General features: G+C 73.8%; 19 protein-coding genes and 1 riboswitch. Of the genes, 6 read left to right on the forward strand and 13 right to left on the reverse strand.

From position 1 onward, the window contains the following. Positions 1 to 113 precede the first annotated feature (113 nt). Positions 114 to 223, forward strand: a riboswitch (TPP riboswitch). The 4 genes from thiO to pknB all read left to right on the forward strand — a co-directional run bounded on the left by thiO (position 212) and on the right by pknB (position 4,492). Beyond that, positions 212 to 1,348 (forward strand): glycine oxidase ThiO, encoded by a 1,137-nt coding sequence (gene thiO, locus FED44_RS30290; RefSeq protein WP_244302390.1) that lies wholly within the window; start codon positions 212 to 214, stop codon positions 1,346 to 1,348. It overlaps the preceding riboswitch by 12 nt. After that, positions 1,345 to 1,545, forward strand: a complete 201-nt coding sequence (gene thiS, locus FED44_RS30295; RefSeq protein ID WP_138462827.1) for a sulfur carrier protein ThiS — start codon at positions 1,345 to 1,347, stop codon at positions 1,543 to 1,545. Before thiO ends, thiS begins: the two co-directional genes overlap by 4 nt. After that, the gene (locus FED44_RS30300) at positions 1,542 to 2,330 is read left to right on the forward strand and encodes a thiazole synthase (RefSeq protein ID WP_138462828.1); all 789 of its coding nucleotides are present in this window, start codon (positions 1,542 to 1,544) and stop codon (positions 2,328 to 2,330) included. Before thiS ends, FED44_RS30300 begins: the two co-directional genes overlap by 4 nt. A gap of 155 nt (positions 2,331 to 2,485) precedes the next feature. Beyond that, positions 2,486 to 4,492 carry a Stk1 family PASTA domain-containing Ser/Thr kinase gene (gene pknB, locus FED44_RS30305; protein WP_138462829.1) on the forward strand — a complete coding sequence of 669 codons (2,007 nt, stop codon included), beginning with the start codon at positions 2,486 to 2,488 and terminating at the stop codon, positions 4,490 to 4,492. A 145-nt stretch (positions 4,493 to 4,637) separates the two neighbouring features. Here the strand turns inward: pknB and FED44_RS30310 are convergent, their stop codons facing one another. The 10 genes from FED44_RS30310 to uraD all read right to left on the reverse strand — a co-directional run bounded on the left by FED44_RS30310 (position 4,638) and on the right by uraD (position 13,640). Beyond that, positions 4,638 to 5,225 carry an NYN domain-containing protein gene (locus FED44_RS30310; protein WP_165900627.1) on the reverse strand — a complete coding sequence of 196 codons (588 nt, stop codon included), beginning with the start codon at positions 5,223 to 5,225 and terminating at the stop codon, positions 4,638 to 4,640. Positions 5,226 to 5,392: 167 nt separating this feature from the next. Next, entirely contained in the window at positions 5,393 to 6,382 is a 990-nt protein-coding gene (gene alc / locus FED44_RS30315) for an allantoicase (protein ID WP_138462830.1), read from the reverse strand. Then, a complete protein-coding gene (allB, locus tag FED44_RS30320; RefSeq protein ID WP_244302392.1) occupies positions 6,379 to 7,737 on the reverse strand; it encodes an allantoinase AllB in 1,359 nt (452 codons plus the stop codon). The genes alc and allB overlap by 4 nt, the downstream gene beginning before the upstream one ends. A gap of 48 nt (positions 7,738 to 7,785) precedes the next feature. Beyond that, on the reverse strand, positions 7,786 to 8,946 hold the full coding sequence (locus tag FED44_RS30325) for a glycerate kinase (RefSeq protein WP_138462831.1): 1,161 nt from the start codon (positions 8,944 to 8,946) through the stop codon (positions 7,786 to 7,788). Positions 8,947 to 9,010: 64 nt separating this feature from the next. After that, a complete protein-coding gene (locus FED44_RS30330; RefSeq protein ID WP_244302393.1) occupies positions 9,011 to 10,378 on the reverse strand; it encodes an 8-oxoguanine deaminase in 1,368 nt (455 codons plus the stop codon). 67 nt (positions 10,379 to 10,445) lie between these two features. Beyond that, positions 10,446 to 11,015 carry a (2Fe-2S)-binding protein gene (locus FED44_RS30335; RefSeq protein ID WP_138462832.1) on the reverse strand — a complete coding sequence of 190 codons (570 nt, stop codon included), beginning with the start codon at positions 11,013 to 11,015 and terminating at the stop codon, positions 10,446 to 10,448. Continuing rightward, on the reverse strand, positions 11,012 to 11,920 hold the full coding sequence (locus FED44_RS30340) for an FAD binding domain-containing protein (RefSeq protein WP_138462833.1): 909 nt from the start codon (positions 11,918 to 11,920) through the stop codon (positions 11,012 to 11,014). Before FED44_RS30340 ends, FED44_RS30335 begins: the two co-directional genes overlap by 4 nt. Positions 11,921 to 11,923: 3 nt before the next feature. Further along, positions 11,924 to 12,820 (reverse strand): factor-independent urate hydroxylase, encoded by an 897-nt coding sequence (gene pucL, locus FED44_RS30345; protein ID WP_138462834.1) that lies wholly within the window; start codon positions 12,818 to 12,820, stop codon positions 11,924 to 11,926. Between the two features lie 2 nt (positions 12,821 to 12,822). Next, a complete protein-coding gene (gene uraH / locus FED44_RS30350; RefSeq protein ID WP_111700290.1) occupies positions 12,823 to 13,170 on the reverse strand; it encodes a hydroxyisourate hydrolase in 348 nt (115 codons plus the stop codon). Then, the gene (gene uraD, locus FED44_RS30355) at positions 13,167 to 13,640 is read right to left on the reverse strand and encodes a 2-oxo-4-hydroxy-4-carboxy-5-ureidoimidazoline decarboxylase (RefSeq protein WP_138462835.1); all 474 of its coding nucleotides are present in this window, start codon (positions 13,638 to 13,640) and stop codon (positions 13,167 to 13,169) included. The genes uraH and uraD overlap by 4 nt, the downstream gene beginning before the upstream one ends. 147 nt (positions 13,641 to 13,787) lie before the next feature. Here uraD and FED44_RS30360 point away from each other — a divergent pair, with 147 nt between their 5' ends. Then, the gene (locus FED44_RS30360; protein WP_138462836.1) at positions 13,788 to 14,627 is read left to right on the forward strand and encodes a deoxyribonuclease IV; all 840 of its coding nucleotides are present in this window, start codon (positions 13,788 to 13,790) and stop codon (positions 14,625 to 14,627) included. Between the two features lie 476 nt (positions 14,628 to 15,103). Here the strand turns inward: FED44_RS30360 and FED44_RS30365 are convergent, their stop codons facing one another. Next, positions 15,104 to 15,832, reverse strand: coding sequence for a LytR/AlgR family response regulator transcription factor (locus FED44_RS30365; RefSeq protein WP_117408382.1), 729 nt, complete (start codon positions 15,830 to 15,832; stop codon positions 15,104 to 15,106). Between the two features lie 317 nt (positions 15,833 to 16,149). Between FED44_RS30365 and FED44_RS30370 the strand changes: the two genes are divergently transcribed. Continuing rightward, entirely contained in the window at positions 16,150 to 17,559 is a 1,410-nt protein-coding gene (locus FED44_RS30370) for a sensor histidine kinase (protein WP_138462837.1), read from the forward strand. A gap of 16 nt (positions 17,560 to 17,575) precedes the next feature. Here FED44_RS30370 and FED44_RS30375 read toward each other — a convergent pair whose 3' ends face one another. Further along, a complete protein-coding gene (locus tag FED44_RS30375) occupies positions 17,576 to 18,856 on the reverse strand; it encodes a sensor histidine kinase (protein ID WP_244302394.1) in 1,281 nt (426 codons plus the stop codon). 27 nt (positions 18,857 to 18,883) lie between these two features. Next, positions 18,884 to 19,504, reverse strand: a complete 621-nt coding sequence (locus FED44_RS30380; protein WP_117408377.1) for a sulfite oxidase-like oxidoreductase — start codon at positions 19,502 to 19,504, stop codon at positions 18,884 to 18,886. Between the last annotated feature and the right edge of the window lie 62 nt (positions 19,505 to 19,566).

The following is a 19,566-nucleotide window of genomic DNA, read 5'->3' on the forward strand; positions in this document are numbered from 1 at the left end:
CAAGGAGCGCGCACATCTCCGGCAGCCCCGGTTGTGAGCCACGTCACGCCCGCCCGGGTGAGCGCCGAACCGGGCGATCCGCCGGTATCGGCCACGTACTACGCTGTTGGGCGTAAGACGCGCGGGAGCCCGGCGGACCGGGCTGAGAGGAGAGCGTACGGCTCTCGACCGCCCACCACCTGATCCGGGTAATGCCGGCGAAGGGAGCGCGGTGTCCTCCACACGGCCCTCCGGAATCGAGCCCGGCCACGACGTCGTGATCGTGGGAGGCGGCGTGGCGGGCCTCGCCGTCGCCTGGCGCACGGCGCGGCGCGGACTGTCGGTGGCGGTGGTGGACCCCGTGCCGGGAGGCGGCGCCACCCACGCCGCCGCCGGGATGCTCGCGCCGGTCAGCGAGGTGACCTACACGGAGGAGCCGCTGCTGCGGCTCGGGCTGGCGTCGCTGGCCGCCTGGCCGGCGTTCCGGGCGGAGCTGGAGGACGAGTCCGGCGCCGAGCTCGACTACCGCACCGAGGGCACGCTGGAGGTCGCCCGCGGCGCGGACGACATGGCCTTCCTCGACGACCTCGCGGCCTTCGAGCGCACGCTCGGCCTGCGGGTGGAACGCCTGACCGGACGCGAGTGCCGCTCCTTCGAGCCGATGCTGTCCCCCTCGGTGCGCGGCGGGCTGCTGGCCCGCGACGACGCCTGGGTCAACCCCCGCAGGGTCGTGCGCGCGCTGCTGACCGCGTTCGAGAAGGCGGGCGGCACGCTGGTGGCCGAGCGCGCCGCCGGGATCGTCCTTCCCGGCCGGGGCTCCCCGTCGGTGCGGCTGGAGTCCGGCGGGACCGTCCCGGCCGGCCGGGTCGTGGTGGCCGCCGGCTCGTGGTCGGCCTCCCTGCTCCCCGGCCTGCCCGTGCGGCCGGTCAAGGGGCAGATCCTCCGGCTCCGGGGCCCCCGGGGGTTCCTCACCCGGTGCGTACGGGGGCTGGTGCACGGTTCTCCCGCCTACCTCGTCCCCCGGGGCGACGGGGAGATCACACTGGGCGCCACCTCCGAGGAGCTGGGATACGACGCGCGGGTCACCGCCGGCGGGGTGTACGAGCTGCTGCGCGACGCCCGCGAACTGGTGCCCGGCCTCACCGAGCTCGAACTGGCCGAGACGGCCGTCGGGTTCCGCCCGGGGACCCCGGACAACCTTCCGCTCATCGGCCCCGCCGGCCACCCCGGCGTCCTCGCGGCGACCGGGCACGGCCGGAACGGCGTGCTGCTGGCCCCGATCACCGCCGAGGCCGTCGCCGCCCTCCTCACCGGCGGCGCGGTGCCGGAGGCCGCCCTGTCCTGCGACCCAGGGAGATTCCGCGAATGAAGGTCACGATCAACGGAGACCCGGCCGAGCTGCCGGAGGGGGCGACGGTGGGCGACGCCGTACGGATCCTCACGGCGCTCACGTCCGGCGTCGCGGTGGCGGTCAACGGCGAGGTGGTGAGCCGCAGCGCCTGGGAATCCACCCGGGTGGAGGACGGCGACGGCGTCGAGGTGCTCACGGCGGTGCAGGGAGGATGACAGGCATGACGGAACAGGACGCGTCCGGCGACGTCTTCGTGCTCGGCGGGGAGAAGTTCGCCTCGCGCCTGATCATGGGGACCGGCGGCGCGCCGTCGCTTGAGGTGCTCGACCAGGCGCTGGAGGCGTCCGGCACCGAGCTGACGACCGTCGCGATGCGCAGGCTGGACCCGGCCGCCCGCGGCTCGGTGCTCGACCTGCTGCGGGCGAGGAACATCAAGGTGCTGCCGAACACGGCCGGCTGCTTCACGGCCGGCGAGGCCGTGCTGACCGCCCGGCTGGCCCGCGAGGCGCTGGAGACGAACTGGGTCAAGCTGGAGGTCATCGCCGACGAGCGGACCCTGCTGCCCGATCCGATCGAGACCTTCGACGCGGCGGAACGGCTGGTCGCCGACGGCTTCGTCGTGCTGCCGTACATCGGCGACGACCCCGCGCTGGCTCGGCGGCTGGAGGACGCCGGGTGCGCGGCGGTGATGCCGCTCGGCGCCCCGATCGGCTCGGGCCTCGGCATCCGCAACCCGCACAGCATCGAGCTGATCGCCGAGGCGGCGACGGTGCCGGTGATCCTCGACGCGGGGATCGGCACGGCCAGCGACGCGGCGCTCGCTATGGAGCTGGGCTGCGACGCCGTGCTGCTCGCCAGCGCCGTGACGCGGGCGCACCGGCCCGGCCTCATGGCCGCCGCCATGCGGCAGGCGGTCACGGCCGGACGGCTCGCCCGCCTGGCCGGGCGCATCCCCCGCCGCCGTTACGCCGAGGCGTCCTCCCCCTCTCGCCCCGCCTGACCGCACCGGCCCGGCGTCCCTCCGGTTCGGACGCCGGGTAAGGCGGGTTTTAGGATGGAGAACGGCTTTCCGGGTGGCGCGGAAAGGGCCGCGTCAGGTCTCGGTTTGGGGTTCGGGAACACGCCCGGCGGCAAATCACCCGTAAACTCGGGCGGGTGGACACGACGCTAACCGATCCGCTCGTGGGGCAGCTGCTCGACGGGCGCTACCGCGTCGAGTCCCGGATCGCCCGGGGCGGCATGGCCTCCGTCTACCTGGCTCTGGACGTCCGGCTCGACCGCACGGTCGCCGTCAAGGTGATGCACCGTTCACTGGCCGAGGACCCGCAGTTCGTCCAGCGGTTCATCGGCGAGGCCAAGTCGGTGGCGAGCCTCTCGCACCCGAACATCGTGCAGGTCTTCGACCAGGGCACCGACGGGGCGAACGTCTACCTGTCGATGGAGTACGTCCCCGGCAGGACGCTGCGCGACATCCTGCGCCGGCGTGGCCGCCTCCCGGCGCGCGAGGCCCTGGAGATGGTCATCCCGGTGCTCGCCGCCCTCGGCGCGGCCCACCAGGCGGGGCTGATCCACCGGGACGTCAAGCCCGAGAACGTGCTGCTCGCCGACGACGGCCGGGTGAAGGTCGTGGACTTCGGCCTGGCCCGGGCGATCGAGGCCACCAACCAGACCAAGACCGGCATGATGATCGGCACGATCGGCTACATGTCGCCGGAGCAGGTCACGACCGGCCTCGCCGACGCGCGCAGCGACGTGTACGCCGCCGGGATCATGCTGTTCGAACTGCTCACCGGGCGCCAGCCGTACGCCGGTGAGACGCCGATGTCGATCGCCTACCGGCACGTGCACGAGACCGTGCCCGCGCCGTCCTCGGTCGTGCCCGGCATCCCGCCGCAGATCGACGCGCTCGTCACCGCGGCCACCGACAAGGATCCCGCCCGGCGCCCGGCCGACGCGACCGCCATGCTGGTCGCCGCGGTCGAGATCCACCGCACGCTGCCGAAGACCGGGCACACCGGCGGGCACGCCCGCCCCGGCGTCGCGGGCGACTCCGCGACGGGCTCCACGACGGGTGCGCACAGCATGGCCGGCACGGGGGCGCACCGCGCGCCCGCCGCCCCGGCCGGCGCGACCCCCGCGTCCGGCACGGCCGGGCACGCGCAGCTCGGCCACACGATGATCCAGCCGCGCACGGACCTGCTGACCGGCGTCATGACCGGCCCGGCGGAGGCGGGAGGGCGCCGCGGCACCCGCAGGGTCAGGCCGGTCTGGTTCCTCGCCGCGCTGGCCCTCGTCATGCTCGCGGGCGTCGCCTTCACGGGCTGGTGGTTCTCCGAGGGGCGCTACACGAAGGTGCCCGACCTGGTGAACAAGCCCCTCACGGTCGCGCGGCAGGAGGCGCAGAACCACGGTTTCGAGGTCCAGGTCCTCAAGCCGGTGTTCGACGACAAGATCCCCAAGGACGTCGTCCTGAACACCGAGCCCGGGCCGGGCGCCGAGGTGGTCAAGGGAGCGGTGCTCAAGCTGGTCCCGTCGGCCGGGCCGGAGACCATCCCGGTGCCGAAGGTCGAGGGCCTCAGCCTCGCGGACGCCCGGGCCAAGATCGCCGAGGCCGGGCTGACGCCCGGGCGGGTCAGCCGGAGCGCGAGCGAGACCATCCCGCGCGACCAGGTCATCCGTACCAACCCGCTGGTGGGCAAGCGCGTCAGGAAGGGCGGCTCGGTCAACTTCGTGGTCAGCGCCGGGCTGCTGATGCCGGACGTCACACAGATGATGCGCGACCAGGCGGAGAAGTTCCTGCGGGACAAGGGCTTCAACGTCCAGATCGACGAGACGGCCGACGACGCCCCGCCGGGCACCGTGATCGCGCAGGACCCCTCCGGCGGCGCGGAGGTGGTGGCCGGGGCGACCGTCCACCTGACCGTGTCACGCGGCCCGGACCAGGGCTTCCACTGGCCGTGGGAGACCGACCCCTCGCAGGCGGCGCCCGACTTCGTGAACGTGCCCGACGTGCGCTTCAAGGCGGTGCGGGACGCGGTGTCCGAGCTGAAGGCGGCCGGGTTCAAGGTCAGGGTGCGCGAACTCGTCGGCACCCAGCGCGTCGTCGGCGAGAACCCCCTCGGCCAGCAACCCCAGGGCAGCACCATCACGATCTGGCACTGACCCGCCCCGCCGCATTCGTCGACCATGTCCGCACGGATGCCATGCCCCTGGGAAAAATCGTCACAGGCGGTTCTCGTTCAGAGAACTGCCGGTGAGCCCAAGGCATGAGGCGCGAAAGCGGTACCGCCTTGGACGTCTCCTCTGCTCAGATGCGGTCGGTCCAGTCCTCGATGACCGCCGCCCAGTCGTCCTTGTTCAGGAAGTGGCAGTAGGGAAGATTGGTGCCTTTGATCCGGAGAGGCTTGAACCCCGACCAGCAGGCCACCTCGATGTGCCCGAGTCGCAACCCCTTGATCGTCTCCACTGCTGGGAGAAGGTCGGTATCACTCGAGAACAGCACCAGAGCGTCGTACTGCCCTCGCAGCGCGAGATGGATGAGATCGACGGCCAAGGCGACGTCGATGCCCTTCTCCTGCGGAGGCATTCCATCCGTCCAACCGCGGTAGTTGAGTTGTCGTCGGATCACCTGGACGCGGCGGTCGTGTGTCCACCGGGCCGTCTGCGCATCGTTGGCCGCTGCCGGTAACGGCTGAAAGTTGGGGTCGGGACGACCTCGGTAGACCCGCACCGCCGTCACCTCACTCGCGCGCGACCTCCGCTGACCGATCAGATCGGCGACCCCGGCGGGATCGGGCACGCATCTGTACAGCGGGAGACCGTAACTCTCGAAGAGACCGTGCCCGCTCAGATGGACGTTCTGGAAGTCCAGGAAAACCGCGACACGTTCCGCCACGAGGTCGTCTCCCACATGAAAAAGCCCCGCCAGTCCCGGAGGACGGCGGGGAGTAATGGTCCCAGTGTAGCAGAACGAGCCGTACTCGTTTCGCTACCCTCCGAAATCGCCTTGCCACCCTACTTCGCGACATGCTCGATACGCAGCGATTCCATCGGTTCGGGTGCTCAGGCGATGAGGGTGCCGGGGAGGCGGAGGCGGGCGAGGCCGCCGTCGGGGAAGATGTCGAGGCGGACGTGGGTGACGCGGCGGTCGTCGTCGAGGCGGAAGCGGTGGCGGGTGTCCGGCTGGAGCCGGGTCTTCGGCAGCAGCGGGAACCAGGCGTCGTCGTCCGGCGGGGGCGCCTGGCCGTCGTCCGGCTGGGGCGCCCGGCCGGTGTCGATGCCCGTCAGGGAGGCCCAGCCGGGGGCGTTGAACTTCAGGTTGGCGGTGTCGATCTCGGCCACGGCGATCCGGCCGGGCCCGGCCAGGGCGACGACGAGCCAGTCGTTGCCGCCGTCGCGCCGCCGGGCGGTCTCCCAGCCCTCGGCCTGGTTGCGGGCGAGGCCGGGCGCGAGGACGTTGTTCGGCGAGGAGTAGAACTCGTCGGAGCACGCCGTGACGAACCCGCCGTTCTCCAGCGCCGCGAGATCGACGGTCAGCCCGTGCAGGAACGCGGGATCGGGCACTACCCGGCCGTGCACCCGCAGCCGCGCGACCCCGCCGTCGGGGAAGATGTTCAGCCGGACGTGCGTGAACCGCCGGGGATCGGTGACCGCGAACTCGTGGGTCGCGTCGCCCCTGAGCGGGCTCTTCGGCACGATCTCCACCCAGCCGTCCAGCTCCTCCGGCGCCGGATGACCCTCGGCCGCGCACGCCTCCACCGAGGCGTACGGCGGGTAGTTGCCGCGGAACCACGCCGTGTCGACGACGACGCCCCGGACGACCCCCGGCATGCCGAGGCGGACGATCGCCCAGTCGTGGCCCGCCTCGCGCCGCCGGCGCGTTTCCCAGCCGTCGTAGACCTGACCCTTGGCGCCGAAGGTGTGCGGCCGGAACTCGGCCGGTCCGGGCCTGATGAGGGCCTCCCGCTCGGCGAACGACTCGTCGTTGGCCGCCACGACCGACCCGCCGTACGTGCGGAGGGCGAGGTCGGGCAGGCGGGTGAAGGCGTTCACCGCGCTCCTCTGGTCAGCAGACGTCCGGCCGGGGTGGCGAGGTCGGCGGGCCTGCCGCGCAGCCAGGTGGTGCGGACGACGCCGGACAGCCGCCGCCCGTCATAGGGCGAGACGGGGTTGCGGTGGTGCAGCGCCGCCACGTCGACCGTGAACTCGGCGTCGGGGTCGAAGGCCACCAGGTCCGCGTCGTTGCCCGGCCTGATCGCCCCCTTGTACGGCAGGCCCGCGAGGCGGGCGGGGCCCTCGGCCATCCAGCGGACGACGTCGGTAAGGCCGTACCCTCTGGCGCGGGCGGCGGTCCACACGGCGGGCAGGCCGACCTGGAGCGAGGAGATCCCGCCCCAGGCCTTGGCGAAGTCGGGCACCTTGAGGTCGGGCGTCGACGGGGAGTGGTCGGAGACGATCCCCATGAGCACCCCCTCGGCGAGCGCCTCCCACAACGCGTCGCGGTTGGCCGCCTCCCGGATCGGCGGGCAGCACTTGTACGCCGGGCCGGTGACCTGCTCGGCCGCCAGGGTCAGGTAGTGCGGGCAGGTCTCGGCGCTGACGCGCACCCCGGCCGCCCGCGCCTCGCGCAGCGGCCGGAGGCAGGCGGCGGCCGACACGTGCACGATGTGCGCCCTGGCGCCCGTCTCGGCGGCCAGCGCGATCACCCGCTCCACCGCCCGCCGCTCGGCCTCCTGCGGGCGCGACCTGAGGAAGTCGTCGTACGCCGGGCCGCCCGGCTCGGACAGCAGCGCCGGGTCCTCGGCGTGCGCGATCAGCAGGCCGCCGAAGCCCGCCACCTCCGCGAGCGCGGCCCGCAGCCCGTCGTGGTCGAGCTCGGGGAACTCCTCGACCCCGGACGGGGACAGGAAGCACTTGACGCCCATGACGCCGGCCTCGTGCAGGGGGCGCAGGTCGGGGAGGTTCCCCGGGACCGCGCCGCCCCAGAAGCCGACGTCCACGTGGCACCGCCCCTCGGCGGCCTTCCGCTTGACCTCCAGCGAGGCGACGTCCAGGGTCGGCGGCAGCGAGTTCAGCGGCATGTCCACGATGGTGGTGACGCCCCCGGCCGCCGCCGCCGCGGTGGCGGTCGCGAAGCCCTCCCAGTGGGTGCGGCCGGGCTCGTTGACGTGCACGTGGGAGTCGACCAGCCCGGGCAGCAGCGGCAGGTCGCCGAGGTCGACCAGCTCGGCGGCGCCGGGCGGGTCGTCGTAGGGGCACAGGGCCTCGATCAGGCCCCCGCGCACGGCGACGGCGAGCGCCCGCTCCCCCTCCGGGGTCACGACCCGCCGCGACCGCACCACCAGGTCGCCCTGCCGGCCGCCGGGTGAGGCCCCCTCATCCCCCGAGTGATCGTGCAAAGAACTCACCGCTCCTCTCGCGATCCCGGCGCCTCCCGTCGTGGTCCCGCGCCGTGCCTACCGCCTGGTGAGGTGCTCGGCCGCGATCCGCCGGGCCAGCCGTTCGAGCAGCGGCCCGGCCTCGGCCACGCACCTGCCCACGTCGGGCTCGATGTCGGTCAGCGCGTACGCCGCCTCGATTCCCGCCTTCTTCAGCTCGTCGTCGCCCACCGCGCGGCGGCCGCAGACGGCCACGACCGGCACGCCGTGACCGGCCGCCGCCGCGGCGACGCCCACGGGGGCCTTGCCGCGCAGGGTCTGCTCGTCGATCGCGCCCTCGCCCGTGATCACCAGCCGGGCGCCCGCCACGTGCCGGTCGAAGTCCACCAGGTCGAGCAGGTAGCCGATACCCGGCCGGATCTCGGCGCCGAGGAAGACCAGCGCGCCGAAGCCCACCCCGCCGGCCGCGCCCGCCCCCTCCCGCCCGGCCACGCCCATCGCGCGTACGACGCCGTCGTGCTCGGCGGCGCCGGCCAGGCCGTGGGTGTGCGCGGCGACGGCCGCCAGCCGGGCCAGCCCGGCCTCCAGCACGGCGACGTCGCCGGGGCTCGCGCCCTTCTGCGGGCCGTACACCGCCGCCGCGCCGTACGGGCCGAGCAGCGGGTTGTCCACGTCGCTCGCGACCACGACCTCGAACCCGCGCAGCCGACCGGAGGCGTCGATCGCGTGCAGGTCGCGCAGCGCCGCCCCGCCCGGCGGAAGCTCGTTCCCCCCGGCGTCGAGCAGCCGTACGCCGAGGGCCTGGGCCATGCCCGCGCCGCCGTCGGTGCAGGCGCTGCCGCCGAGCCCAAGCACGACCCGGGCCGCACCGTGCCGTACGGCGTGGGCGATCAGCTCACCGGTGCCGCGGCTGGTGGCGGTGAGGGGCGCCGTGACGCCTCGCGGGAGCCGTCGCAGGCCGGAGGCCTCGGCCAGCTCGATCACCGCGACCCGGCCGCCCGGCTCGTCCCGCACGGCGTAGGCCGCCCGGACCGGCGTGCCGTCCGGCCCGGTCACCTCCGTCTCGACCCGGGTGAACCCGCTCGCCACGACCGCGTCGACCGTGCCGTCCCCTCCGTCGGCGACCGGCAGCGACACGACCGGGACGCCGCCCAGCCCGGCGGCCACGTGCGCGGCCACCTCCGGTGCGGTGAGCGACCCCCGGAACTTGTCCGGCGCGATGACGACGTGCCCTGTCATGCCGTGTGCCCCGTAGCCGTGTGCCCTGTCATGCCTGGCCTTCCGATAGTCGTCTGCGAACTTCTCAGACATGATCCCCGGTGCGCAAGCGGCGGTGCGCGTCGGCCCCCGCACGCGCGGCGGCCTCGCCCGGCACGGTGCGCAGCTCGCCGCCGTCCACCACGGTCCGGCCGCCGACCAGCAGCCGGGCGAGCGGCGGCGTGGCGCCGTAGGCGAACGCGACGACGGGGTCGTCGATCGCGGCGTGGAAGCCGCCGAGCCGCCACAGCGCGACGTCGGCGAGCTTGCCGGGCTCCAGCGAGCCGATCTCGGCCTCCCGGCCGAGGCAGCGGGCGCCGCCCAGGGTGGCGGTCTCCAGGGCCTGGCGGGCGGTGAGCGCGCGCGGGCCGTACCTCGCCCGCTGCATGAGCATGGCCATGCGGATCTCCCCGGCCAGCGGGGTCATCTCGCTGGAGGCGGAGCCGTCGACGCCGAGCCCGACCGGGGCGCCCGCCGCGAGCAGGTCGCTGATCCGGGCGATGCCGGCGCCGAGACGGCCGTTGGAGGAGGGGCAGTGGGCGACCCCGGTGCCGGTCTCGGCGAAGCGCCGCACGTCCTTGTCGGTGAGGTGCACGCAGTGGGCCAGCCACACGTCGGGGCCGAGCCAGCCGAGCCGGTCGAGGTATTCGACGGGGAGCACGCCGAACTGCTCCACGCAGTGCTCGTCCTCGTCCGCCGTCTCCGCGCCGTGCGTGTGCAGCCGTACGCCGAGGGAGCGGGCGAGCTCGGCCGAGCGGGTCATGAGCTCGCCGCTGACCGAGAACGGCGAGCAGGGGGCGACGGCGACGCGCAGCATCGACCCGAAGGACGGATCATGATATTTCCGGACCGCCTCCTCGGTCGCCCCGAGGATCTCGTCGATGTCCTCCACGACCTCGTCCGGCGGCAGCCCGCCATGCGAGGTCCCCCGGTCCATGGATCCCCGGCAGGGATGGAAGCGCAGCCCGACCGCGCGGGCGGCCTCGATCTCCGCCTCGAACAGGTCGCCCCGGCCCTTGGGGAAGATGTAGTGATGGTCGGTCGAGGTCGTGCAGCCCGACAGGGCGAGCCAGGCCAGCCCGGCCGTCGCGGCGCCCGACACGACCTCGGCGTCCATCCGCGCCCACAGCCGATAGCTCGCGACCAGCCATTCGAACAGGGTGCCGTCGGGCGTCACGCCCTGGGCCGCCCACTGGTAGAGGTGATGGTGGGTGTTGACCAGGCCGGGGGTGGCCAGGCAGCCGGAGCCGTCGACGCGCTCGGCCTCCCCTGGCGCGTAGGGCGCGGGTCCCGGGCCGACCGCGGCGATCCGATCGCCCTCGATCACGAGGTGGCCGGAGGGGATCTCCTCCGCCGTGACGGGCACGATGTAGGCGTTCTCGATGACCACTCGCCGTGGTGCGAGATCACGCAACGAAGACTCCCTGGTCAGGCGGGACGGAGGCGGGTGGCGGCCGGGCCGGGTGCGGCCGGCGCCGCGCTCACGGCGGTGGCCGGAGGCGGGCGGCGGCGAGCCGGACCGCGTCGAGGATCTTCTCGTAACCGGTGCAGCGGCACAGGTTGCCGGCCAGCGCCTCCCGGATGTCGGCGTCCGCCGGCATGCCGTCCACCTCGGCCAGCAGCGCGTGCGCCTGGACGACGAGGCCGGGCGTGCAGAAGCCGCACTGCACCGCCCCGGCGTCGAGGAACGCCTGCTGGACCTCGTGCAGCCCCTCCCCGGAGTTGTCGGCGGTCCGGGAGCCACCGGACACACCGGCTGGGGCCGGGCCGTCGCCGTACGCGGATCCGGCGCCGGAGGACGGGGCGCCGCCGTGGGACAGTCCCTCGACCGTGACGACCTCGCGGCCCTCCGCCTGGCCGGCGGCGACCAGGCACGCGCAGACCGGCGTGCCGTCGAGATAGACCGTGCAGGAGCCGCACTCCCCCTGTTCGCAGGCGTTCTTGGCGCCCGGCAGGCCGAGCCGCTCACGCAGGACGTAGAGCAGGCTCTCGCCCTCCCACACGTCGTCGGCCGCGGTCGCGCGGCCGTTCACGGTGAGGTTCACCCTCATGCGCTCCCCCTGTCGCCGTCCGCCCCGGAATCGGCCCCGGAATCGGCCCCGGAATCGGCCCTGAAGTCGGCCCAGGCCCAGCCGAGCGCGCGGCGGGCCAGCACGGCCAGCGCGTGCGTGCGGTAGGCGGCGCGGCCGCGTACGTCGTCGATCGGGGCGGCGGCGCCGGCGACGAGTTCCCCGAAGCGGCGCGCCACCTCGGGATCGAGCGGCGAGCGCCCCTGCCAGTCGAGCCGCGCGGCCGCGAACTCCTCGGCGGCGACGGCCCGGCGGGGCGTCGGGGCGGCCGAGCCGACGCCGGTCCCCACCCGCCGCTCCGCCGCGTGCAGGGCGATCGAGAACGAGCACACCGCGATCACCATGGCGTTCCTGGTGCCGATCTTGGAAAAGTACTGCGGCCCGCGCGCCACCGGGACGCGTACGGCGCGGATCAGTTCGTCGGGCGCCAGCGCGTTGCGCTTGACCCCGGTGTAGAACTCCCCGATCGGGATCAGCCGGGCGCCGCGCACCGACTCGGCCTCCACGACCGCGCCGCAGGCCAGCAGCGGCGGGTGGCTGTCACCCGCGGGCGAGGCCGCGCCGAGGTTGCCCGCGACCGTGCCCCGGTTGCGGATCTGCGGTGACCCGACCGTGCGGGACGCCTGGGCCAGGCCGGGCAGGCGGGTTCCCAGTTCCCCGATCAGCCGCGCGTAGGTCACCCCGGCGCCGAGGCGGACGACGTCCCCCTCCCGCGACCACTCCCGCAGTCCGGGGATCGGGGTGAGGTCGAGCAGGGCGGCGGGGCGCCCCTTGTCGAGGTTGATCTCCACCATGACGTCGGTGCCGCCCTGGATCGGGGTGGCCTCGGGCCGTCCGGCCTTCAGGTCCAGGGCCTCGGCCCAGGTGCGCGGGCGCAGGAAGTCCATCGGCTACTCCCAGGCCGGGCCGGCGTCGGGCGCGTCCTCGCGCAGCACGGTCCCTTCGATCAGCCCGTACGGCCGGTCGGCGGCGAAGAAGACCTCCCCGTCGTTGGGCAGCCCGAAGGGCGCGAGGTCGACCAGGAAGTGGTGCCTGTTCGGCAGCGACAGCCGCACCTCGCAGATCCCCGGGCACTCGGCCAGCACGCGCGTGCCCATGGCGTACAACGTCTGCTGCAGCGACAGGCTGTAGGTGTCGGCGAAGGCCGTGAGCAGAGCCGCCCGGGCCTTCTCGTAGGCCTTGTCCCAGTCCGGCGAGACGTCCGGCAAGACGTCCGGGGAGACGTCCTCCGAGACGTCCGCGTGCCGCCACGACACGTCGACGGCGGTGGCCAGGACACGGTCGCGGGTCTCCGGCAGCGTCGTGTACTCGTCCTTCGCGAACCCCCGGAACTCGGAGTCGGTCGTGTTGAGCACGACGAGGTCGCGCAGCCCGGAGACCACCCACGACCCGGTCCCGTCGTGATGCGCCACGCAGGTGCGCACCTCCCGGCCGGAGCGGACGAAGGAGTGCCCGAACGCGCCGTTGCGCTCCCAGGCGTGCTCCTCGACCGCGACCCTGGCGTGGTGGATCGCGGGCTGGGAGTCCACGAAGTGACGCGCCAGCAGCAGCGCGAAGTCCTCGATCGCCCCGACGCCGTGCCTCTTGGCGAACGCGAAGACGGTGTTCTTCTGCGAGTCGGTGGGCAGGACGGCGGAGTTGTCCCCGCTCAGGTGCACCTCGGCCAGGTCGCCCGCCAACGCCGTGCTCACCGTGAGGTCCTTGATCCGGTGGGCGTCGCCGTGCCGGGTCACCCGTACGACCCTCGTCTCGGCCTTGCCATACCTGTTGGGTCCCAGAACGGCCACGGCTAGCTCCCCCGGTAGGTCGAGTAGGCGAAGGGGCTCAGCAGCAGCGGCACGTGGTAGTGCCCGCCGGGCTCCCGGACGGCGAACACCACGCTCACTTCCGGGAAGAACGCGTCGTCCCCCAGATAGGCGGCCGTGTCGAAGACGAGCCGGTAGGTCCCGGGACGCGGGTCGAGCGCCGGGTCCCACTCCCGGCCCAGCGGCCTCCATTCCCGGATGCGGCCGTCGGCGTCGGTGCGGCCCTCCGCGACCGGCACGAAGCCGTGCGCGGCGCGCCGCGACAGCCGTACGGGCACGTCCTTGGCGGGCGTCCCGGCGGCGGTGTCGAGCACGTGCGTCGAGAGGCTCACCGGCCCTCCCAGAGCTTGGCCAGCCGCAACGCGACGATCTTCGACAGCTCGTCCCTGACGACCCCGCGCTCGGTCTCCTCGTCGTTGCCGAGCCGCCCGCGCAGCAGCGCCAGCAGGTCGTCGGCGTCCCGGCCGGTCGCGCAGACCAGGTAGACGTGGCCGAACCGGCTCTCGTAGGCGGCGTTGCCCTCGCGGAGCGCGTCGAGGACGCCCCGGCCGGCGTCCGCGGCTCCGGACTGCTCGGACCGCGACCACGCGGCCTCGCGTCCGGCGCCGCCGGGCCGCTCGCCGATGCGGGGGTGCGCCGCCAGCGCCTCCAGCACGTCGTCCCAGGCCAGCGCGGCGAGCGCCGGGCCGCTCGCGCGGCGCAGCCCGTCGAGATCCCGGTACGGCCCGCGCGCGGCCACCTCCTCCACCCATCTGGCGGAGGCGCAGCAGGACCGCAGGTCCTCCCGGCTGAGTTCGCGCATGCCCGTCAGTCAACCGCCGGGCCCGCGGCGGGGTCCAGCGGCGTGAGGTCCGAACCGCGTGCCCTGCTCGGGGGGCCGCTTTGTACGTTGTGACAAAGGGGTGGCACGTGAGAGGCCACGAGGTGCGCGACTAACCTGGAGGTCATCATGACTCCCAGCAATCTCATCGGCGGTCACGTCTTCGTCGCGGGCGGCCTGGCCAAGGGCGGGCTGAAGTACGCGTCCGAGATCGGCGCGGAGATGATCCAGGTCTTCGTCACCAATCCGCGCGGCTGGGCGCTCAGCGCGGGCGACCCCGCCGAGGACGCCAGGCTGCGCGAGTCGGGCGTGCCGGTCTTCCTGCACGCCGCCTATCTCGTGAACTGCGGGTCTCCGACCCCGGCGACCCTGGAGAACTCGATCGCGGTGGTCCGCCACACGCTGCGCCGGGGCGCCGAGACCGGCGCGCGGGGGGTGGTCGTGCACACCGGCTCCGCCGTCAGCCAGTCGCGAGAGACCGCGATGCGCCAGATCCACGAGCACCTGCTGCCGGTGCTGGACGAACTGCCCGACGACGGCCCCGACCTGCTGCTCGAACCGATGGCGGGGCAGGGCCGGATGCTGTGCGCCACGGTCCAGGACCTCGGACCCTATCTGGAGGCGCTCGACCACCATCCGAAGGCGGGTGTGTGCCTGGACACCTGCCACGCCTTCGCGGCGGGGCACGACCTTTCCGCGCCGGGCGGGGTGAAGGAGATGATGGACGCGCTGCACGAGGTCGCCCCGGGACGGCTCAGGCTCATCCACGCCAACGACTCCAAGGACCCGTGCGGGTCCAAGAGGGACCGGCACGAGAACATCGGGGCCGGGCACATCGGCGCGCAGGCCTTCGGCGATCTCATGCGGCACCCGGCGGCCGCCGGCGTGCCGCTCTGCATCGAGACCCCCGGCAAGGCGGACAAGCACCGCGAGGACATCGACCTGCTGAAGAAGCTCCGGAGCGCCTGAGGAGCGGCCGACTCGCGAGGATCGCGACTGCCGGCGTCACGCGTCGTGGCCGGTCGGAGGCGTTCGCGGCGATCCGGCGCCCCCGTATGGCCGGATCGCCGCGTCCCCCGGTAACGCGCGGGCGGGGCCCTTCCCCCCCGAGTAGGGCCCCGCTTGATAACCACCTGGTGAGAATCGACTCACTTTGTGATTACCCCGCGTGTCTTGCGACGAGCGAAAGACTACGAGGTGTAGTCGGGCCTCCGGGTGGCCCTTCGGACGAGCGGTCCCTAGCCAGCGCCATGCGGCCCGTCCTCACACGACGAGCGGAGCCCCGTGAGCGACAAGCGGTCGCCCCGGACCCGTCGCGGCGGCCCGGGCCTCGGACGGTCCCGCATGCGCCATGGGACGAGCCGTTCCCGGGCCCGCTCCCGGGGCGCCGGGGGCGAGCGCGGGTCAGGGGCCGATCAGGGCAGATCAAGGGCGATCAGGGCAGATCAGGGGCGGAACTGCCGGACGAGCTGCTCCCGCACCTGCCGGGTCAGCCTCCGGCTCACCGGCAGCGTCTCCCCGCCCACCTCAAGGACCACCCGCCCGGCGTCGAAGCGCAACTCGCTGACGTGCCTGACGTTGACGAGCGTGCTGCGGTGGACCCTGACGAACCCCGACCCCGCCCAGCGCCGCTCCAGCGCCGCGAGGGACATCCGTACGAGGTAGACGGCCCCGGCGGTGTGCAGGCGGACGTAGTCGCCGTGCGCCTCGGCGTAGCACACGTCCTGCCGGGCGACGAACTTCGTGCGGCCCGCCAGCTCGACCGGGATCGTCTCCAGGTCCTCGTCCGCGCCGGGGGGCGCCACGGCGGTCAGCAGCCGGCGTACGGCCTCCGCCAGGCGTTCGGGGCGCACGGGCTTGAGCAGGTAGTCGACCGCCTCCAGCTCGAACGCCTGCACGGCGCAGTCGTGAGCGCTGACGAAGACCAGCTTCGGCGGCGTGGGGAACCCGCCGATGAGCCGGGCCAGGTCGAGGCCGTCGAGCCCCGGCATGCGCACGTCCAGGAACACCCCGTCGAGACGCTCGCCGTCGGCGATCATCTGGACCATGTCGCGGAGCGCGGCCCCGCTGTCGGTGGCCGTGCTCACGTGCTCCACCCGGGTGTCCTGGCGCAACAGGAAGGCGAGCTCGGACAGGGCGGGGACCTCGTCGTCCACCGCGAGCACACGCAGCATGGCGTCCACCGTGCCGTGTGCCCGCCTCTCCGCGCAAGGGGTGACCGGACGGTAGGTGACGGACCCGTCACGCTGGGGCGTCGCCGGTGTCCGCGCGCGGAGCCCGCCGGTTCCGGCGACGGTTCACCCGGCTGCGGGGCCGGCCTCGGGCGCCTGTCCGCACCTCGCCCGCACCGGCGAATCGCCGGCTCGACGAACACCGGGTCAAGCCGAGGGAAGGTTTTGGGAGCATATATCCACATTTATTCTGTTATCCGCCTTTCCGTCCCACGGCTGCCTACCATGGCGGGGGAGAACAGGCCGAACAAGGATCGTCGATGGGCATCAGGCGGGGCGCCCTGCCTCTTCCCCGTTCCGGCTCCATCCGGGCACGGGTGACGCTGACGGTGGCCGGGCTGTCCGTCCTCCTCGCCGGCATGATCGCGGCCGGTCTCTGCCTGCTGATCCGTCACCGGGTCGAGACCGAGATCTTCACTGAGACGCGCCGCGTCGCGAGCGAATGGATCGGCTCGATGCGGCGCGACCACATACCGCCACCGGCTCCGACAGCGCGCGTCCCCCTCGTCCAGCTCACCGACTCCCAGGGCCGGGTGGTGCTGGCCAACCCCGTGGCCGGCGTGCAGCCGCTGAGCACGGTCCGGCCCACCAGCGACGACCGCTTCCAGGATGTGACCGAGTGTTCCGGCGACCGGTGCGTCGTGCTCACCGCCGCGCGGGTCCCGTCGCTGCAGGCGACGGAGATCTGGCAGGGCGAGCCGCACTACGTGTACGCCGGCACGGACCAGCCGCCCGCCCTGCGCGGGCGCCGGCTGGAGCTCCTCGTCGGCGCCAGCGGGGCGGTGCTGGCCGCGCTGTGGACGTGGACGACCTGGCGGGCGGCGGGCCGCATCCTGCGGCCGATCACGGCGATCGGGCAGCGGATGTCCGAGATCACCGCCCACGACCTGTCCCTGCGGGTGCCGCAGCCGCCCGGCCGGGACGAGATCGCCCGGCTCGCCCGCACGGCGAACCAGACGCTCGACCGGCTCGAATCAGCGGTCACGCAGCAGCGGCACTTCGCCGCCGTGGTCTCGCACGAGCTGAAGTCCCCGCTCGCCGGGCTCCGCGCCGGCCTGGAGGAGGCGCTGCTCTATCCGGAGGTCGACGCGCGCGAGGCGATCGCCGGGGCCCTGCCGGTCGCCGACCGCCTGCAGCAGATCATCGACGAACTGCTGGCCTTCGCCCGGCTCCGCAACACCCCCTGCGTGTCCGAGCCGGTCGACCTCGGAGCCCTCGTACGCGCCGAGGTGGCGGCGCGCCGCGGAGAGGTTCCGGTGCACGCCAGGACGGAGCCCGGGTTGTGGGTCCTCGGCAGCCGCGTCCAGCTGGCCAGCATCGTCACGAATCTGCTGGTGAACGCGCAGCGGCACGCGACCTCCAAGGTGGACGTGACCGCGGAGCCCGTCGGCGACCAGGCGCTGGTCACGGTGCTGGACGACGGCGACGGCGTCGCCGAGGAGGACCGGGAGCGGGTGTTCGAGCCCTTCGTCCGCCTCGACGCGGGGCGGCGCCTCGACCCCCGTGGCAGCGGGCTCGGCCTGGCCCTGTGCCGGGCGATCGCGGTCGCCCACGAGGGCAGCCTCCGCATCGAGGAGTCCCCGCGCGGCGCGCGGTTCGTCCTGAGGTTGCCGCTCCTCACCGACGTCGCCCCCGGCCAGGAGGCGGCCTCGGGCAGCACGGCCGTGTGACGACGGTGGCGGCCGGTCAGGGACGGGCCGGGCTCGTACGGGGACGGGTCTTGGGGATCCGCAGCCCGATGCGGGTCCCCTTGCCCGGCGCGGTCTCGACGACCAGGCCGTGACCGGGGCCGTAGATGTGCCGCATGCGCACGTCGACGTTGCTCAGCCCGATGCCGGTCCGCTGCTCCCGCAGCGCGGCGTGCAGCTGCTCGGGATTCATCCCGACGCCGTCGTCCTCGACCCAGATGTGCGCCTCCGACCCGGCGTCCCTGATCACGACCCGCACCTCCCCCGGCATGCCGTGCTTGATCGCGTTCTCGACCAGGGGCTGCAGGCACAGGAACGGCACGTCCACCCGCAGCACCTCGGGGGCGACCTGGACGGTGAACCGCAGCCGGTCGCCGAACCTCGCCTGCTCCAGCAGCAGGTAGCGGTCGACGCAGGTCAGCTCGTCGGCGAGGGTGGTGAAGTCGGCGGCCCGGCGCAGCGCGTACCGGATGAAGTCGGCGAAGTCGAGCAGCAGTTCGCGGGCGCGCTCCGGATCGGTCCGGACGAACGAGGCGATCGTGGTCAGCGAGTTGTAGATGAAATGAGGGGATATCTGGGCCCGCAGGGCCCGTGCCTCGGCCTCCAGCGTCCGCCTGCGCGAGGCGTCGAGTTCGGCGAGTTCGAGCTGGCCCGACAGCCAGCGGCCCACCTCGGTCGCGGTGCGCACGAGCGCCGTGCCCACCCGCGCGTCGTACGCCGCCAGGGCCCCGACCACCCGGCCCTCCACGACCAGGGGGACGACCACCCCGCGCCGGCCGCCTCCCCGGGACGCCGGGACGACGCGGGGCCTGCCCCCGGCCGCCGCCGCCCGCACCTCGGCGAGGACGGCCTCGTCCCCCGGAACGTCCGCGCCGCCCCTGGCCAGCACCCGGTCGGGCGTCGCGACGACCAGCCCGGCGGTGCCCAGCAGCGTCCGCAGGTGCCGTACGGCGCCGCGGGCGGAGGCCCGGGTGAGCCCGGCGGCGCGCAGCGAACGCGCGGCCAGACCGGCGGCGCGCAGGGCGCGGAACGCCGCCTCACCCGGCCCTTCGCCCCGCACGCGACCAGACGCGTCGCTCCGCGCACGACCAGGCGCGTCGCGCCACGCGTCATCCGGCGCGTCACGCCCCGCCGCGCCCGCCGTCCCGTACGGCAGCCCGGCGCAGGACCTCCCCGGACGTTCCCCGGACGGCGGCTCCCTGCGGGGCAGGACGCGGCCGAGCACGCCGCCGCAGACTCCGCAGAGCGCGCACAGCGTGACCCACACGGCTGTCGACACGCCGGACACCGTAGCCCTTCGGCGGCCTCACGGTGGGCCCTCGCCCGGCTCCTCCTGGTATGAGTAGCGCTGCTCCTTCCAGGGGTCGGCCACGTTGTGGTAGCCGCGCTCCTCCCAGAAACCACGCCGGTCCTCGGTCAGGTACTCGATGGCGCGCACCCACTTCACGCTCTTCCACGCGTAGAGATGCGGCACGACGAGCCGGACGGGGAAGCCGCGCTCGGCGGAGAGCGGCTTCTCGTCGAGGTGCGTGGCGAGCAGCGTCGTCGGGCGGTCGAAGTCGCTCAGGCGCAGGTTCGCGCTGTAGCCGTACTCCGCCCAGACCATCACGTGCCGTACGCCCGGCCCGGGCGGGACGCGGGCGAGCAGGGCCGAGGCGGGAAAGCCGCTCCACTCGTTCCCCATGATCGAAAACTTGGTGACGCAGTGGAAGTCGGACACCATGGTGGTCATCGGCAGCGAGGAGAACTCCTCCCACGAGAACTCGTGGATCCGGCCGGTGGCCGTCTCGCCGAACACCTGGAAACGCCACGTCTCGGGGCGGAACGCCGGCACCCTGCCGTAGTGGACGACGGGCCGTCCGCGCGGGACGTACTGGCCCGGGGGCAGTCGCGTCTCCTCGTCAGGTATCTCCGGCACGCAGGCCATCCTGCCACCCGCCGGAAAGACGGCCCGCACCGGATCCCGGGCGCGCGGCCCGGCTCCGGTCG

It is taken from the genome of Microbispora triticiradicis (assembly GCF_005864065.1).
Classification (GTDB): Bacteria; Actinomycetota; Actinomycetes; order Streptosporangiales; family Streptosporangiaceae; genus Microbispora; species Microbispora triticiradicis.